Source organism: Streptomyces sp. NPDC059008, assembly GCF_042749045.1.
In the GTDB taxonomy this organism is placed as follows: Bacteria; Actinomycetota; Actinomycetes; order Streptomycetales; family Streptomycetaceae; genus Streptomyces.
Genome location: NZ_JBHYJC010000021.1, coordinates 23497 through 37985, shown reverse-complemented (window position 1 = coordinate 37985; position 14489 = coordinate 23497). Strand labels below are relative to the sequence as shown.

Below are 14489 nucleotides of genomic sequence, written 5' to 3'. Positions count from 1 at the left end.
ATCGCGCCGCGTCGCCCCAACTGTCAGGTCGTCGCGCCGAGTTAGGGGGCCTGGAGCACGGCGGCTCGGGCGCTCCCTCGCACATGCGTCAGCTGGAAGTCCGGTGCTCCGCCAGATCCGCCACGAAGTCGACGCAGGCCATGTTCGGGCTGCGCTTCAGGCCGAGCTGAAGGTTCACTTTCGATCAGCCGCCATCCTGCTTATAGAGATCGATTTCCTTCTGAGGTCCTCGGCCTGCTTCTGGAGGGCGGTCTTGATCGGCGCGGGGACGTGGGGCTGGTTCAGTGCCCTTTCGGTCAGCGTCGTCAGCTGTTGGAGCAGCGGAATCACCGGAGTGTCGCTGTCGTACCCGGAGGACCCGATGGGGTCCTCCTTGGCCAACTTGTTGTTGATGTCCACCATCTGTTTCTGGTTCTGGCATCCGGTCGGCAGATGACCATGCCAGGCGCAACCTGCGTCGCCAAATCTTCCGCCCCGCTCCGAGATCCGACACCGCGCCCTATCGACGGCACACTGTAAGGGCGTGGTTACCTGCCCGGAAGTCGTAATGACCTGACCGGCGAATCCACCGGACCGACGCCCGGAATTGCGCCCGCTGCCGGTGAACTCCTGGCCTGCGCTGATGGCGATGCCGATGAAGGCGAGGATTCATCGCCGCAGGCGCTCGTCGCTACCACCCACAGGTGCCGTGCCCCCGGATAAACTGCTCCGCTCCACCCTGACTGGAGGTCACCTGAGTGTTCCCCGCACGGTTACTTGCTGGCGCTCCGTTGGCTCTGGTGATTCTCGCTCTATCCGGCTGCTCTTCCCACTGGGGCTGCACCGACACGACTGCGGAGCGCGGTGAGGCCGGTGTCAGGGTTCAGGTCGAGGGCACCTCTGGCCGGTCTCTCGGCGTCACCGCCGAGGTCGTTGACTGGCGCCTTGAGCCCCACCCGCAGGTGCCCGCCGAAGGTGACAAGGTCCACTTCGACTACCGCTTTGACGGTGCCGACGAGAGATCCGGCCCTGCAGTGGACGCCTGCGCGGTCGACAAGAAGCGCGTGGCGTTGGGGTGTCAGAGGGTCTATTCGTCCCAGGCGTTCGGGCCGGACGGTGACCTCACGGGCGACGAATGGCTCGCCGTCGAGCACCCTGAGCAGGTTGCCGGAGTGCTATTGATCCCCAATGACCAGTCCCACAACGGACGAACCTGCGAGCAGGACATCAAGGACGGTGGCGGGCCGCATCCTCCGGAACCAGCCAGCATGGGGGACCAACTGTGAGCCGTCATTCAGTTGGTGAGCCGATGGTGGCATATGAGGTCGCGGCTATGGCGGTGAAGGCGAGGAAGTGTTCCGGCTTGCGCTCGTAGCGGCGATGAGGCGTCGGCAGCCGGACACCCAGGACACGGTCCGTTCCCCAACCCACCGGTGTCGACCCAGTCGTTGGGATGACTCGATGCCCTTGCAGGCGAGGCGAGGCGAGGCGAGGCGAGGCGAGGCGGTGCCGGACGCCGCGGGAGCAGCGCCATCGCCGCAGGTGCTGGTGGTCGTAACCCTTGTCGCCGTGCAGTTTGCCGGGCCTGCGGCGTCGCGGGCCGCGGCGTGGGCGGATGGGCGGGATGCCGCGTACCAGCAGGGTCAGGGCGATGGCGTCTAAGAGGGCGCAGACCATGTGGTCTGTGCCCTCTCAGCACTGCCCTCAATTTCCCCCTCAGCACTGCCCTCTACTTCCCCCTCAGCGCTGTCCTCTACTTGATGAGCGAGCGTCCTGTGGGTGCCAGCCTCAGTGTCCGAGGGGCCGCTGTCTGTTCTCTCCCGATACCGGGCAGGACCTCGTCCCGTATGAGGGGATGGGTCTGTACCTCGGCAAGGTGCCGGCGGTACGCCTGCTCGTCAGGGTAGGAGGTGAAGACGACGGCGACGTGGTCTCCGGTGCGGACCGGCAGCCTGGTGAACGTGTTGTGCGCGGTCTCGGTGGTCAGGACGGCGAGCGGCGCGGGTCCCGTCTTGTGGAGCACGGGGAGGAGACCGTCCCGGACGAGTGCGATGCCGTCGGGGCGCCCGGGAGGGAAGGACCAGACGGTGGCGCAGACGAAGCGGTCCGGTGCCGGAGTGCCGGCCTGGGGCCGCTCGGACGGGCAGACGGCGAAGCCGCTCCCGGCCGACAGTGGCCGCAGCAGCAGGACATCGTCGGAGTCGACCATGGTGGCGTTGGCCTGGGGACCGTGCTCGGCCCAGACGGGCCCACCGTAGAAGGCCGTCAGCGCACGGTGCCGTACCGCCATGTCCCGGAACCCGCGCAACCACACGAACCGGTCCGGATCGTCGAGGTCCCGGAACTGGCCGAGTACGACCATCCCGGTCTCCTCCTGCGTTTCGACGAACTCCCCGTCGAACAGCTCGATCAGCTCGTCGCGTCGACCGGGACGCAGTGTGTACTGGCGAAGCTCGATCACGGTGGGGCGGTCGACGGGGTCGGTGGGGGACACGGTGCAACTCCTCTTCGCTGTTCTTCTCCAGGCGTGGGCTTCGGGCCGTTCGGCCGGAGCCGGACGCTGATCGACGCTAGGGGACCTGTGTGCCACGTGCTGTCAGGGTTTTCGAGGAGAATGCGCCCATGTCTGCCGGTCGACTGCTGTCGCTGCTGTTGTTGCTGCAAGCTCGTGGCCGCATGTCCGCCCGAGGGATCGCCGACGAGCTCGGGGTGTCCGTGCGGACCGCCTACCGTGACATGGCGCGCCTGCAGGCCGCCGGGGTCCCGCTCTACGCGGAGCCGGGCCGCGGGGGCGGCTATCAGCTGATCGACGGCTATCGCACCCGCCTCACCGGGATGAGCGAGGGCGAGGCCCGGGCACTGTTCTTCGCCGGACTGCCCGGGCCCGCCGCCGACCTGGGCCTCGCGGCGGAGGTGACGGCGGCACGGCTGAAGCTCCTGGCGGCGCTGCCGACGGGACTGCGCGAGGAAGTCGCGCAGACCGCGGCGGTGTTCCACCTGGACGCACCCGGCTGGTACCGGGAACCCGAACAGACGCCGCAGCTCCCCCTGCTGGTCGACGCTCTGCTCACTCGGCGTGCGGTGGATGTGCGCTATCGGCGTTGGCGCGTGCCGCAGGAGGTGGACCGCCGCCTTCGTCCCTACGGCCTGGTGCTCAAATCCGGTGTCTGGTACCTCGTGGCCGCCGTCGCGGAGAGTCGGATCGCGACCTACCGGGTCACCCAGGTCCTCGATGCGGTGCTCAGCGACGAACGGTTCGACCGGCCGCGGGGGTTCGACCTGGGTGCGTACTGGACCTCCTACCTCGACGACTTCGAAAGCCGCCGCTACACGGGCACAGCCACCATCCGCCTGTCCCCGCGGGGACGCCGGCGCCTGCCCGACAACGTCCCTCCGGAGGTGGTGCGGGCAGTCGACTCCACCGCGACAGCCGTCGGGGACGACGGCTGGGTCGAGGCCGCCATCCCGATCGAGAGCATTGACCACGCCTGCGGGGAACTGCTGCGGCTCGGTATCGACGTCGAGGTCGTCTCACCTGCCGAACTGCGCCAGGCCATGGCCGCCACCGTGGGCGTACTCGCCCGGGCCTACGAAGTCCACTGACGCCAGGAGGTGCCTTCGGCGTTCGTGGTGACCGGGGTCTCCGGCTGGGGAAGCGAAGTGCGGCCAGGGTGGACTCCACCGTGTGCCGCGCCCACCAGCAGTCACCCGTGTGGGCTACGCCCACTTGACCGTCGCACCGCCGCCGGCTTGACCGCCGTCCGAGCTGTGCGTGTGTGGGGCAGCCGGCCTTGTGCGGTACCGCCTGGTGTCCCGGAGCGTCGGTGGTCAGGCGCCGACGCCGTGCCCGTTCGGACGAAGTTGCGGCGTGCGGTGCACGGCGTGACGCTGTGGGAGAGAAGCCGGAGGCCGGGGGACCGGAGGCGAATCGTTGGGAAGGACGACAAGCCAGTGACCGACCCTGTAGAGATCCTGTGGACGCCTGCCGGGATATCCCTGCCGTCGTTGGGTTCGCGCGCCCTGGCCCACGTACACGACGGGGACACGCCGTACGTCGAGATGCCCATCCGCATGCTGTCCGTCGACACTCCGGAAACAACAGCGGATACCGCCGAGGGGGCCAAGAAGGTCGACGAGAAGTTCAAGCAACTCGCCGCGTGGATACGGGACGGCATCGCACCCATCTCCGACGACCTCGCGGAGTTCCTGCTGCCGAAGATCGAGACGGGGAACGCCGGCAGCCTGCAGTTCAGCCAGGGCACGGAGGCAGCCACGTTCAACACGGAGAACATCAAGAAGAGGCTGGCCGAGGGCAGGGACCCAGGCAAGGAACGCGGCATCTTCATCCGTACCGCCGATGACTTCTTCGACGACAACAACCGCCTGCTCGCCTACATCGCGCCGAACTACTCGAAGAAGGAACTGGAAACCCTTCCGAGGGAGAAGAGGCCGACGTTCAACCTCGATCTCATCGCCGAAGGATGGGCGGCGCCCTTCGTCGTCTACCCCTCCATCCCCGGCGAACTCGACCTGCCCCTCTTCCTCAGGGCCGCCGACAAGGCCGTCAAGGACAAGAAGAAGATCTGGAAGGACCCCCACACGTTGCTCGCCTACGAGTACCGGGCCCTCGAAAAGCTTCATGGGGTGACGAAGAAGAAGGCCGAGGGGAAGAAGCTGGAGCCCGACGAGGCATTCTCCTGGCGGACGCGGTACTGCGCAGATATGCGCAATCGTGAACTACACGGTCCGGAGGACTACTTCCGGGTCCCGCCGATCTACCGGTTGTGGCTCTGGCCCCAGGACGTGAACGAGGCCATCGGCCATCTCAACCTGACACCGTCGCGACGGCTCACCGGAAGCAGTAGCCGCACGCGCTGAGAACGCCGAGATCGCCTGCTCGCAGGGCGGCGCGTGAGCGTCAGGGATTCATGGTCGCCCGGTCGGACGCGCTGCGCAGAACGCAGAATTCGTTGCCTTCGGGATCAGCGAGGATTGCCCAGCCTGAACCATCGGGATTCCGGTGATCGGCGACAAAGGTGGCACCGAGGCCCAGTAGTCGCTCGACCTCCTGATCGCGCGAGGTCTCAGGCCGCAGACACAGATGGATCCGGTTCTTGATCGTCTTGGTCTCGGGCACCTGGTTGAAGTACAGCACTGGGCCCTCCGCCAGCAGCACCTGAGTCTCCCGGTCACCCGGTCTGTCCTCCGGATGCAGCGGCCGGCCCGTCACACTGCTCCAGAACCGAGCCAGCTCGTAGGCATCCGCACAGTCGATCGCCACGTTCTGCAATACCGAGACCATGTGCGTGAGCCTTCCTGATTTCCACGCCAAACGCCACCGAGTTGTGCTCTGTCTCCGTGCACGTGGCTCAGGCTCCTGGCGGCACCTTCGAGAAACGCCACAGACCTCCAAGTCGGCTTGGAGGCCTGCCGATCGCTGGCAATCTCTATTGCTCGTCAGCCCTGGTTGGTGGTGGCGGGGCAATAATGTGCACGGGACGTCGTTGGGCCTCACGCTCTTCGGCGTCAGCAGTGGGAGGCGGAGTGGGATGCAGACCCTCGATCGGTTCCCACCGGGGTGCTGGGGCGGGGGAGGGGTAGAGGAGCGGTTTGGCGAGCTTGGAAAGCTTCCGGCGGCCTTCGGCATCCTTGAGCATGCTTCTGCGCGGGGTGCCTGCCTGCTTGGTCTCAAGCCACTCGCGTGCCTCCGTCCTTCCGAGCGCGCTGACGAGCGAGGCGACGAATGCGTGCGTCTCGAAGAGGTCCAAGGTGGGGCCGTCGTAGGGCTGAATGCCGTTCTTCCAGTTGTACAAGGACCTGCGGTAGCCGCCCGCCAGTTGTGCGGCTTCGGCCTCGCTGACTCCGAGCCATCCTGCGATGTCGTTGACTGCTGCGATGGCTCGTGTGGCTCGGTCTTGCGGCAAGGGGGTCTCTTCGACAGCTGATTCGGTCGGCGGTACGGCGACGGTCACGGGCACGGGAGCTGCGCAGGCAGACAGCTCCAGGGCCGGAAGAAGCGTTGTCTCCTCGTGCACTGTGGTGGTCCATGCACGAAGCGGGCGTGGCGCCAGCAGCTGCGTCAGGCATTCGCTTCTGGTGACTGTTCGTCGACACATGTCCAGATAGGCCATGAGCCAGCCGGAGCGAGCCTGAGCCTCCAGAACACTGGTGAGGTTCTCGGTCACTTGGGCCGCAGCCTCTGCTGCCGGCTGCAGGCTGCCTGGTGTCGCCCCTTCCAGAAGCGGTCTGCCGACCGGCGTCTGGTCGATTCCGGAGAATGCCTCAAGTACCACCGTGGCGTCTCCCATCGTTCCCCCTAGGAGTAGAAGTCGCGCAGGGCCTCCGTGGTCCCTTTTTCAAAGGCGCGAAGTGCTGAGATGTGAAGTTCCTCCGCTGTTTCCATGATCGATGCAGACCCGAACGGGCGTGCTCCCTGGCGTGAGCAGTCGTTGTCCAGGATGTACGTCAACCGGCCTGTGCTCTCGTCCTTCTGGAAGCCGTGCCTGACGACCAGGCTCTGTTCGGGACTGGGCTGGATCTCCATAACCTGCATCGCCGCGCTGATCGACGGGCCCACCGAGCTGTAGAGCTTCTCCTGGAAGATCTCCTCACCGATGAAGCGTCTCCAGTCGAGTGGGGAGTGGACATCGGGATGCGAGAACTGATTGACGAAGCGCAGGCCTACTCGGTTTTCCACCCGCGGCGAGATGACTTTCTGTACGGCCTTCACGAGCCGGCCCAGTGTGGCGGAGAACTCCGCCCATCCCGGGTACTCCGTAGTCTCGATCGCGAAGTGATCGTTTTGCAGCGTGACCAGCCAGGCGCCGTTCTGCATCCGCCAGCCTCGGGCCAAGGGGTCCGTGTTGGGGCGCACACTGACGTGCTGGTCGACCTGGACGTTTATGCCCTGAATGACATGTTCGCTGAGAGGGGCCTGCCACCCCAGGGCGTCCCTGATGCTGACGGCCCGCTCAATGGAGCTTGCTGCATATTCCGTCTCATGCCGGATCTGGCAGACAACCAACCCCACGGGCGGTCGCTTGAGAGGGCGGTCGTGCGGAGTGCCGGTGAGCCAGCCTGTCACATCTCCACCTCGCTCCCCGAAGCGAGCTCTCCCCTGGCTTGCAGCGGCAACTTTCACGAACTTGCACTCCTCACTGTCTCGCGGGGGTCTCTTCCTGTCAACACAAAACAGGACACTTTGGTGACTCTTTGCAGGTGCGCGGCTACCCTTTGCTCAGGCTGCGGTGCGGCTTCCCCAGCACGGTCAGATCCCGGTACTCCGTCACGGTGATCTCGTTCAGTCGTTTGAACTCGGGACCTGCGATGATCAGCGCCTTCCCCGCCGAGGCTCGGAGGCGGTCCACCGTCTCCCGCCACCACCGCACGCACTCGTCACTCGGGTCGTCTGTGCCGGAAAGGAGGACGATCTCCACGCGGGTCGGCGCAAGGCGGCTGTCACTGTCGACGGCCCACTCGGCGATCTCGCGGTCAACCGTCTTCCATAGCGCCTTGTCGCTCCGGCGCAGGCTTTCCAGGGCGTCGTTCACGGGCTGCTGCACATGCTCGATGAACGCGCTTCCCATGGCCGGCCGCCGCCTCAGCCAGGAGAGCGCCTCGCCCACAACCTCCTGTTCGGCCTCGCTGCCGAAGCCTCGCACAGGGCTCTGTCGGGCCAGCCAGCTCTTCTCCACCGGCTGGTCGAAACGCAGGTCGGCCACCCAGAAGCCGGGGGAGTGCAGATGCAGCGCCGGGAGGTGCACAAAATGCACCATGTTCCCGTTGATGATGTGCCCGCGTTGCCCGCCATCCAGGTAGTCCAGATTCACGACGGGTGCCACCTGGACAAACGGCTTCTTGGGCCGGGCGACATCAGGCTCGGCGATATCGCACGTCGCGGAAGTGATCATCGCCCACGGTGTCGCGTCAGCCGGGTCCACCATCATGGGCATGTCCGCGGAGAGGGACTGGCCGTACCGCTTCGACGTCTGGATCAGCGGCGCACCCGCCGAGCCGAAGTAGACGAAAGAGGGGCTCGGTACGACATCGCCCTGACTGAACTGCTCCAGCCCTTCCAGAGTCCCCTGTGGCCACTCTTCGCGAGCTGACGGCATCCCGTCATCGACAAAGCTCGCCATGACACCCCCGATCGCACGCTGCTTCGTCAGGCGAAGTCAGGACCTTGGATCACAACCCCCAGCACCCCCGTAACGCCAGGAGTACGCAGAGTCACAATAAGGGATGTGGTCCTATGGCGTAACCATTCCCGACAACTCTCGTAGATCATCAAATGATGTGACCAACCATCGCGTTGTCTCGATCGCCGGTTCGGGCTCGTCCGGCGCTTCTGGAGTGAGGGCTCTCGCCCTCCAGACGGCCGCTTTGGCGCAGTGAGGAAGAGGCCCAACTCGACGGAACGTCACCGGACTTGCACCGGGCTTGCCCCGTCCGTGAGTCAACGACTGGCGCGGTGAACTGTCACGTTGCGACAGGCGCCGACATCTGACCATGCGTCAAAGCGACGCCGCGAGGAATGCCGCGACCACCTACCGGTCGTGTGTCGGTCGTGTGTCATCGCGGAGCTCTTGGCAGCGGGTCAGGGTCCACGTGACGTCTTCTTTCGCGGGGGCGTACGGCCATGACGCCGCAATGCCAGCAGCGACGAGATGGTCGAGTGCGGCGGTCAGGGGCATCCGCGGTGTCGGGGGTGGGCTCGTGCTCGGACCCGCGGTGCCGTTACCCGCAATGACGGGCAACGGCACCTGAGGTCCATCGCTTCGCTTGTCTCGCCTCCACCTGCCTACGAGGTGGCTGGGGGAGGTGGTGTCCAACCCGGCGGGGCAGGCTCGACGAGGTCGAGTTCCTCGTCGAGATACATCTCGCCGCCGGCCAGAGGGAAGGCCACCAGCAGCTCACCGGTGGAGACTCGCGTCATGACCGTGCCGACCGGGTCCTCCGGGTGATCTGTTGCCTCCCGCGGCGTGACCTGGTCGCCGGGCACGAAACGCCGGGGAGCAGGGGAACCCGTCAGTCGTCCTTCGTCAGACATGAGTCGCGTCCGTTCGGGCCTTTCTGTCCCTTGGTCCAGTAGGCCGTAATGATGCCCTTCTGGCCCATGTTCTGCCCGTGGAAAGTGTAGTCACCGTAATCGACGAACACACACATCGTGCGCTTCAGCGAGCCCTGCTTATAGGGGTGGCAGTACAGGGTGTAGTACTTGCCGAGAGAGTCGCAGATGCTGTTGTAGAAGGCCAGCTGCCACTTCTTCTTGGCTGCCGCGTCGTAGGGGTGGCTGGGCTTGTCGTGGTGCTTTCCCCCTTGCTTGATGTGAGCAAGCCCGAACTTCGCGTTCCCCGCCCGCAGAATCGGGTCCTCGCCTCCCGGGGACGCCAGCGTGGTGAAGCTGTCGTCCACTATGTGAGCCGCGCCGCTGCCATCTCGGATGGGACCAGGGCTGGCCAGGGCCGTCGTTGTGGCGACCGTGAACGCGCAGGCTGCTGCGACCAGGGCGACGAGGGGCTTCCGGTGTAACACGAACAACTCCCATTCCTCGTACTTGCGTTCGTCACCGCCTGCCCGAGCCGTCCCGCCTCTAACGTCGCCACGGCCCCTGCCTGCGAGGGACGGTGAGCGCCAGAACGGGGTGCGGCTGGTCCGTGCGACGCCAGGGCTGGTGATCGAGGACGTGGCAGCCGGCCGCACCGCACCTTGTAGCGTGTAACGTATGAATGAGGTCAATGGTCCTTACGAGTTGCGTGCGGGGGTACCCACCGGCGAGGTCTTCCGCCGTCTGCGCACCGAAGCCGGGCTCTCCGACAAGGCCCCCGAGGCGGTCGAACTCGCCCTGCCCAACACCTGGTACGGCGTGGTCCTTTACTACGAGGGCAAGCCCATCGGCATGGGGCGAATCATCGGTGACGGTGGCACCGCGTTCCAGATCGTCGATGTGTGCGTGCAACCCGCACACCAGGGACGCGGTCTCGGCCAACGCATCATGGCCGCACTCACCGACGAACTGGAGCGCCGGGCCCCCGCCACTGCCTACGTCTCGCTCATCGCGGACGGGTCCGCTCGCTTCCTCTACGAGAAGTTCGGCTTCGCCGACACCGCCGTACACGACTCGATCGGCATGTACCGCCTGATGAGGAAGAGCTGACCAGTCGTCACCTGTGCACTACGGCCGCCGTCTCAGGGGGCGGCGGCCGTTCAAGGCGGTGGGTCAATGATCAACGCGAAGGACGTACCGACCTCCGAGGAGGAGCTGTGGCTCAGAAGAGTTCGCCCACTGCCACACGCGCAGCCAACACCCTCGGCTGCCGCGGCACCTACACCGATCCGCTGTGGCGCATAACAGTGCATCTCACCCCGCTGGAACAGCAATTGCTGACCCACCCACTCCTGCGCCGCCTGCACTTCGTCGCCCACGCCGGGGCGTCCCGCGTAGTGACCCCACAGACCTACAGCCGTTTGGAACACACCCTCGGCCTGCTGTGTCTGGTGGCTCACTGGGCACCACAAGCCACCGACCTCAGGGCAGCGGCCCTGTTGCACGACGTGGGGCACCTCCCGCTCAGCCACACCTTCGAAGGGCTGGCCGGGCTCAACCACCACCATCTGGGCCGCCAGTACGCACGTCAGACGGCCGGCCTGCTGGAGCAGCACGGCCTGCAACTCCACGACATCGAAAGAGTCCTTGACGGCACGCAGCCATCACTGCTCGTCGGGACCAGCGGCATGCTCAACCTCGACCACCTCGACTCCTATGTCCGAAGCGGCCGCATGAACGGCTGGCTGACGCAGGACCCCGCCAATCTCCTCAGTGCCATGCGACTCAACGGCACCACGGTCGACACCGACGCCGCCACCGCCGCCACCCTGGTCGACCTCGTGTGCGCCGAGGCCCACGCTCACGTCTCCTGGGAGAACATCGCGCCTGCCTCCGTAGTACGCCACGCCGTCAGCGCCCTCATCGACGACGGGCACCAGCCGCACGCCCTGGCCGCACTCACCGACGACGAACTCTGGACGCTCCTGCTCGACACACCCGCCACCGCAGACGTGACGCGCCGACTGCGGGAGACACCGCACTTGCTCACCGCCCGCGCGGTACCCGAACACCATCCCGCCCGCACATACTCCCTACGCAAGATCTACCGCTCCGCACCACTCCTTGAGGGCCGTCCCCTAGCCGTCGCCGCCCCACAGCTACACACCCGCCTGGCGGCCCTCGACACATTGGACCGCCACTTCGCCGTCACCTGGACGGCAGGAGGCGGGGGTGCCGTCTGCTGAGGTGCCCTTGCGGCAGCTACGGAGCACCGACGACGGACGGAGCACAGCAACGGACGGAGCACAGCAGGATTCACGTGATCCAGCGGGTTGCCCGGCTGGCTTTGCCGTCCTTGCGCTTGCCAGGGGGCAGGTGCGGGGCAACCGCCGCCGTGGTGAGGCGGGCTGCCCGGGACACATCGAATCCTGGCGCGCTCTCGCTCCGACCCGGCTCTGAGGCCGGCTCGTCCTGCGGCTCTGGGAGGTGTTCCACCATATGCGTTCGATCCCTTCTGACGGACTCCCGCCATCGAGGCCGCATCTTGCCGTGCACTTCTGCGGTCCGAAGTGCGATCGGCCTAAATTCCGTCCATATGCATGAAGCGAGAGAGTGGGTGCCTCCAAGGGCAGTAGGCTCGCGCGCGCCCGCTGCCGTTTTCCGCGGCGGCTGGACAACGGCTGCGTAGTGCACAGCGACCGCGGAAGCGAGCACACCTCGTCCGAATTCCGGGCCGAGCTTCAGAGTTTGTCGGCCGCGCGGACCTGGTGGAGGTGGATGAGGACGTCGTAGGCCCGGCCGAGGGCGAGGGCGAGGGCGAGGGTGGGCAGGGGGTCGGGGGTGAAGGTCGACCCGGCGTCGTAGACCGGCCGGGCGCGGTCGAGCCAGGCGCGGGCCGTGGCGGGCGCGGTCCGCAGGTCGAGGTAGAAGTCCCGGTACCCGACCCGGTCGCGCCGCGGGGACGGTGACCGGCTTCCAGTCCCCGTCGAGGGAGGCGTCCTTGGTGAGGAAGGAGCCGCCGGCGAAGCTGAAGCCGATCGCGGCGTAGTCGCGGCCCAGACGGTCGCGCAGCACGGCGCCCTGGGTCCGCGGGTACGTCTCCGGGTGGGTGGAGAGGTATCCGACGTGGCCGTTGTGGGCCGACAGCAGCATCTTGTCGCCGGTGTGGCGCTGCCACCACAGCACGTTGTCGGCCATGGCCTGGTCGCGCAGGCGCTCGGCGGCGGTGACCGAGGCCGGGTCGGCGAGGTCGATGGCGGCGAAGGCGAAGGTCTGCGCGATGTTCCGGGCGTGCTGCACCGTCCATGCGTAGTCGTTGCCGCCGGCGTCCTGGTGCTCGGCGACCAGGTCGAGTGCTGCCTGGGCGAGTGCGGCGTTCTCCTTGCGTTCCGCGACCGGCTTGCGCAGGTAGGCGAAGATGTCGTCGAAGGGGCGCAGCCCGGCGTACAGCTCGGTGAGCCGGGGCAGTGCCTCCGGCCGGGTCTTGCCGACGGACGACAGCACACGCTGGAAAATGCGGTCGCCGAGCTTCGGCGCCCCGAGGTCGTCCCCCATGAAGTGGACCCGGTGGTCGGGGTGGCGGCGGTTGTGCTCGCGCATCCAGCCGATCAGGCTGACGAACTCCTCGCGCTCCCAGGGGGATCCGGCCAGTGTCTCCTCCGCGATCCTTCGTGGGTCGCCCGGATCGCCCGGATCGCCCTGGAGGTACTCGTCGATCCTGAGCCCTGCCGACCAGCTCATCTCCAGGGCGAAGGTGGTGAAGCCGCGTTCCTCGACAAGGTGCCGGAAGACGCGTTCCTTCATGGCGAAGAACTCGTGCGAACCGTGCGTGGCCTCGCCCAGTCCCACCACCTTGGCGTCCCCGACCATGGCGCTCAGTGCCCGCAGGTCCGCGGTCCGGCCGCCGGGCTCCGTAGAACGCAGCGGGTGCGCGGCCCGTTCCAGGGACCGCACGACGCCCGCCGCTTCCCGGTTCGCTGCGGCGGAGTCGGCGGGTACGGCCGATGCAGCGGACGCGGGGGAGGCGGCGGGTGCAGCGGATGCAGCGGGTGCGGTCGAGGCCGCCCGCGCCCCCGGTGCCGCATCGGCCACCGGGGCGGTCAGCGCCGAGGCGGCGAGCACTGCCGTGCACGCGAACAGCCCTCGCCGGCCGGTCGTCTTCCTGTACCCGTGCATTCTGATCACTCCTTGCATGCGGCGATCCGCGAGCCGATGAAGTGATCTTCGCGTGCCGTGGCGCGGATCGCGCTGGGGCGCCCCACCGAGTTGCTCCGGGGGTATACCCCTGGTGCCCGGCCGGGGGTTAACCCCCGCTCCGGCGCCGTACGCGCCTCTCGGCATGGTCATTCGCCGATGGCGACGAAGCGGACCACCTCGTCGCCCAACCCACGGCGGACCGTAGCGAGAGCTCCCACTCGTCCGCGAGCCCCGCGAGCCCCGCGAGCCACTGGGCGATACCCAGCGAGATGCGCCGTACCGGGGATGGGCATGTGCATGGGGGGTTAGTCCTACCGCACTCGGGCCAGCTACCCGGATGGTCCGATGGATCTTGAACAAGCAGGGTGGACACATCCGGACTACGAGAGAAGGAACCCCCTGTGTTCAGCCTGAAGTCGGTGCGCCGACGCGCGGCGCGTACCGCTGCCGTCGGTGCTCTCACCGTCGCGACGTGCGCCACCCTGATGACCGGCAGCGCCGCAGCGATCGTCAACGGAACCGATTCCACGGAGCGCTACCCGTTCATGGCGACGATCCCGGAGTCGGCCCCGAAGCATGGGCTGTACGACGGCTCCTGCGGGGCGTCGCTGATCGATCCGCAGTGGGTGCTGACGGCGGCCCACTGCGTGCGGGGCGACGGCCTCGAGCTGGACGGCATCGTCCGGATCGGCAGCGAGCAGCGGAAGTCCGGGGGAACCGTCCGGGCCATCGAACGGACCGTCGTCCACCCCGGCTATGTGAACGGCGAGGGCAAGGCCGCCAACGAGGACGACATCGCGCTGGTACGCCTCGACCGCCCGGTCGCCGAGAAGCCCGTCCGGATCGCGGAGCGGGCCGGGCAGCCCGGCACCCCGACCCGGATCCTCGGGTTCGGCACCACCGTCGACACCGACCTGAAGTTCGCGGAGCGGTTGCAGGAGCTCGAGACGCGCAGCGGTGCCGACGCCGAGTGTGCGCCCGGCTATGCAGACCCCACCCGCTTGTGCACGATCAGCCGTGTGCCCGAGGCCATGGCGTGCTTCGGGGATTCCGGCGGGCCGCAACTCCAGAAGGACAGGCACGGGCGGTGGGAGCTCATCGGAGCCACCTCGGGCCCCGGCGCCCCGGGGGTCGCGTGCTCGGCCGGGCCGGGCCTCTACAGCAATGTGCCGGCCTACGCCGACTGGATACGGAAGACCATCAGGCGCAACGGCTGATCCGACAGCCGTCTGATCCCTGACAGCCGTCAGTGTCTGGAGCCCTCGAC

At 67.1% G+C, this 14489-nt stretch carries 15 protein-coding genes and 1 pseudogene; 6 read left to right on the top strand and 10 right to left on the bottom strand.

Annotated elements, in window-relative coordinates; translation table 11 throughout:
• Window positions 1-174: 174 nt before the first annotated feature.
• Entirely contained in the window at window positions 175-402 is a 228-nt protein-coding gene (locus ACFWZH_RS23810; protein ID WP_384434624.1) for a hypothetical protein, read from the bottom strand.
• A 335-nt stretch (window positions 403-737) separates the two neighbouring features.
• Here ACFWZH_RS23810 and ACFWZH_RS23805 point away from each other — a divergent pair, with 335 nt between their 5' ends.
• Window positions 738-1265, top strand: coding sequence for a hypothetical protein (locus ACFWZH_RS23805; protein ID WP_384434622.1), 528 nt, complete (start codon window positions 738-740; stop codon window positions 1263-1265).
• Between the two features lie 8 nt (window positions 1266-1273).
• Here ACFWZH_RS23805 and ACFWZH_RS23800 read toward each other — a convergent pair.
• Window positions 1274-1644: pseudogene (locus ACFWZH_RS23800) on the bottom strand (IS5/IS1182 family transposase); the annotation flags it as partial.
• A gap of 88 nt (window positions 1645-1732) precedes the next feature.
• Window positions 1733-2473: an NIPSNAP family protein gene (locus ACFWZH_RS23795; protein WP_384434619.1), complete on the bottom strand. Its 741-nt coding sequence runs from the start codon at window positions 2471-2473 to the stop codon at window positions 1733-1735.
• A gap of 128 nt (window positions 2474-2601) precedes the next feature.
• Here ACFWZH_RS23795 and ACFWZH_RS23790 point away from each other — a divergent pair, with 128 nt between their 5' ends.
• Both ACFWZH_RS23790 and ACFWZH_RS23785 read left to right on the top strand, forming a co-directional pair.
• A complete protein-coding gene (locus ACFWZH_RS23790) occupies window positions 2602-3582 on the top strand; it encodes a helix-turn-helix transcriptional regulator (RefSeq protein ID WP_384434616.1) in 981 nt (326 codons plus the stop codon).
• A 279-nt stretch (window positions 3583-3861) separates the two neighbouring features.
• Entirely contained in the window at window positions 3862-4857 is a 996-nt protein-coding gene (locus tag ACFWZH_RS23785) for a nuclease (RefSeq protein ID WP_384434613.1), read from the top strand.
• A gap of 40 nt (window positions 4858-4897) precedes the next feature.
• Here ACFWZH_RS23785 and ACFWZH_RS23780 read toward each other — a convergent pair whose 3' ends face one another.
• The 6 genes from ACFWZH_RS23780 to ACFWZH_RS23755 form a co-directional block, all read right to left on the bottom strand.
• On the bottom strand, window positions 4898-5281 hold the full coding sequence (locus ACFWZH_RS23780) for a VOC family protein (protein ID WP_384434610.1): 384 nt from the start codon (window positions 5279-5281) through the stop codon (window positions 4898-4900).
• A 145-nt stretch (window positions 5282-5426) separates the two neighbouring features.
• The gene (locus tag ACFWZH_RS23775) at window positions 5427-6287 is read right to left on the bottom strand and encodes a hypothetical protein (RefSeq protein WP_384434608.1); all 861 of its coding nucleotides are present in this window, start codon (window positions 6285-6287) and stop codon (window positions 5427-5429) included.
• An 8-nt stretch (window positions 6288-6295) separates the two neighbouring features.
• Window positions 6296-7063, bottom strand: a complete 768-nt coding sequence (locus ACFWZH_RS23770) for a TIGR04255 family protein (RefSeq protein ID WP_384434606.1) — start codon at window positions 7061-7063, stop codon at window positions 6296-6298.
• A 142-nt stretch (window positions 7064-7205) separates the two neighbouring features.
• On the bottom strand, window positions 7206-8117 hold the full coding sequence (locus ACFWZH_RS23765) for a hypothetical protein (RefSeq protein ID WP_384434603.1): 912 nt from the start codon (window positions 8115-8117) through the stop codon (window positions 7206-7208).
• A gap of 662 nt (window positions 8118-8779) precedes the next feature.
• Window positions 8780-9028, bottom strand: a complete 249-nt coding sequence (locus ACFWZH_RS23760) for a hypothetical protein (RefSeq protein ID WP_384434600.1) — start codon at window positions 9026-9028, stop codon at window positions 8780-8782.
• A complete protein-coding gene (locus ACFWZH_RS23755; protein ID WP_384434597.1) occupies window positions 9007-9513 on the bottom strand; it encodes a hypothetical protein in 507 nt (168 codons plus the stop codon). The genes ACFWZH_RS23760 and ACFWZH_RS23755 overlap by 22 nt, the downstream gene beginning before the upstream one ends.
• 190 nt (window positions 9514-9703) lie before the next feature.
• Between ACFWZH_RS23755 and ACFWZH_RS23750 the strand changes: the two genes are divergently transcribed.
• Together ACFWZH_RS23750 and ACFWZH_RS23745 are read left to right on the top strand one after the other, a co-directional pair.
• Window positions 9704-10135: a GNAT family N-acetyltransferase gene (locus ACFWZH_RS23750; RefSeq protein WP_384434595.1), complete on the top strand. Its 432-nt coding sequence runs from the start codon at window positions 9704-9706 to the stop codon at window positions 10133-10135.
• Between the two features lie 107 nt (window positions 10136-10242).
• Entirely contained in the window at window positions 10243-11271 is a 1029-nt protein-coding gene (locus tag ACFWZH_RS23745) for an HD domain-containing protein (protein ID WP_384434592.1), read from the top strand.
• Between the two features lie 70 nt (window positions 11272-11341).
• Here ACFWZH_RS23745 and ACFWZH_RS23740 read toward each other — a convergent pair whose 3' ends face one another.
• Window positions 11342-13201 (bottom strand): erythromycin esterase family protein, encoded by a 1860-nt coding sequence (locus ACFWZH_RS23740; protein WP_384434589.1) that lies wholly within the window; start codon window positions 13199-13201, stop codon window positions 11342-11344.
• Between the two features lie 422 nt (window positions 13202-13623).
• Between ACFWZH_RS23740 and ACFWZH_RS23735 the strand changes: the two genes are divergently transcribed.
• Window positions 13624-14439, top strand: a complete 816-nt coding sequence (locus ACFWZH_RS23735) for a S1 family peptidase (protein WP_384434586.1) — start codon at window positions 13624-13626, stop codon at window positions 14437-14439.
• The last annotated feature ends 50 nt before the right edge of the window (window positions 14440-14489 follow it).

What these genes read in the sequence shown, in the direction of transcription:
- ACFWZH_RS23810 (WP_384434624.1), bottom strand. Translation starts at nt 402, where the DNA reads ATGGTGGACATCAACAACAAGTTGGCCAAGGAGGACCCCATCGGGTCC.
- ACFWZH_RS23790 (WP_384434616.1), top strand. Translation starts at nt 2,602, where the DNA reads ATGTCTGCCGGTCGACTGCTGTCGCTGCTGTTGTTGCTGCAAGCTCGT.
- ACFWZH_RS23780 (WP_384434610.1), bottom strand. Translation starts at nt 5,281, where the DNA reads ATGGTCTCGGTATTGCAGAACGTGGCGATCGACTGTGCGGATGCCTAC.
- ACFWZH_RS23775 (WP_384434608.1), bottom strand. Translation starts at nt 6,287, where the DNA reads ATGGGAGACGCCACGGTGGTACTTGAGGCATTCTCCGGAATCGACCAG.
- ACFWZH_RS23765 (WP_384434603.1), bottom strand. Translation starts at nt 8,117, where the DNA reads ATGGCGAGCTTTGTCGATGACGGGATGCCGTCAGCTCGCGAAGAGTGG.
- ACFWZH_RS23760 (WP_384434600.1), bottom strand. Translation starts at nt 9,028, where the DNA reads ATGTCTGACGAAGGACGACTGACGGGTTCCCCTGCTCCCCGGCGTTTC.
- ACFWZH_RS23750 (WP_384434595.1), top strand. Translation starts at nt 9,704, where the DNA reads ATGAATGAGGTCAATGGTCCTTACGAGTTGCGTGCGGGGGTACCCACC.
- ACFWZH_RS23740 (WP_384434589.1), bottom strand. Translation starts at nt 13,201, where the DNA reads ATGCACGGGTACAGGAAGACGACCGGCCGGCGAGGGCTGTTCGCGTGC.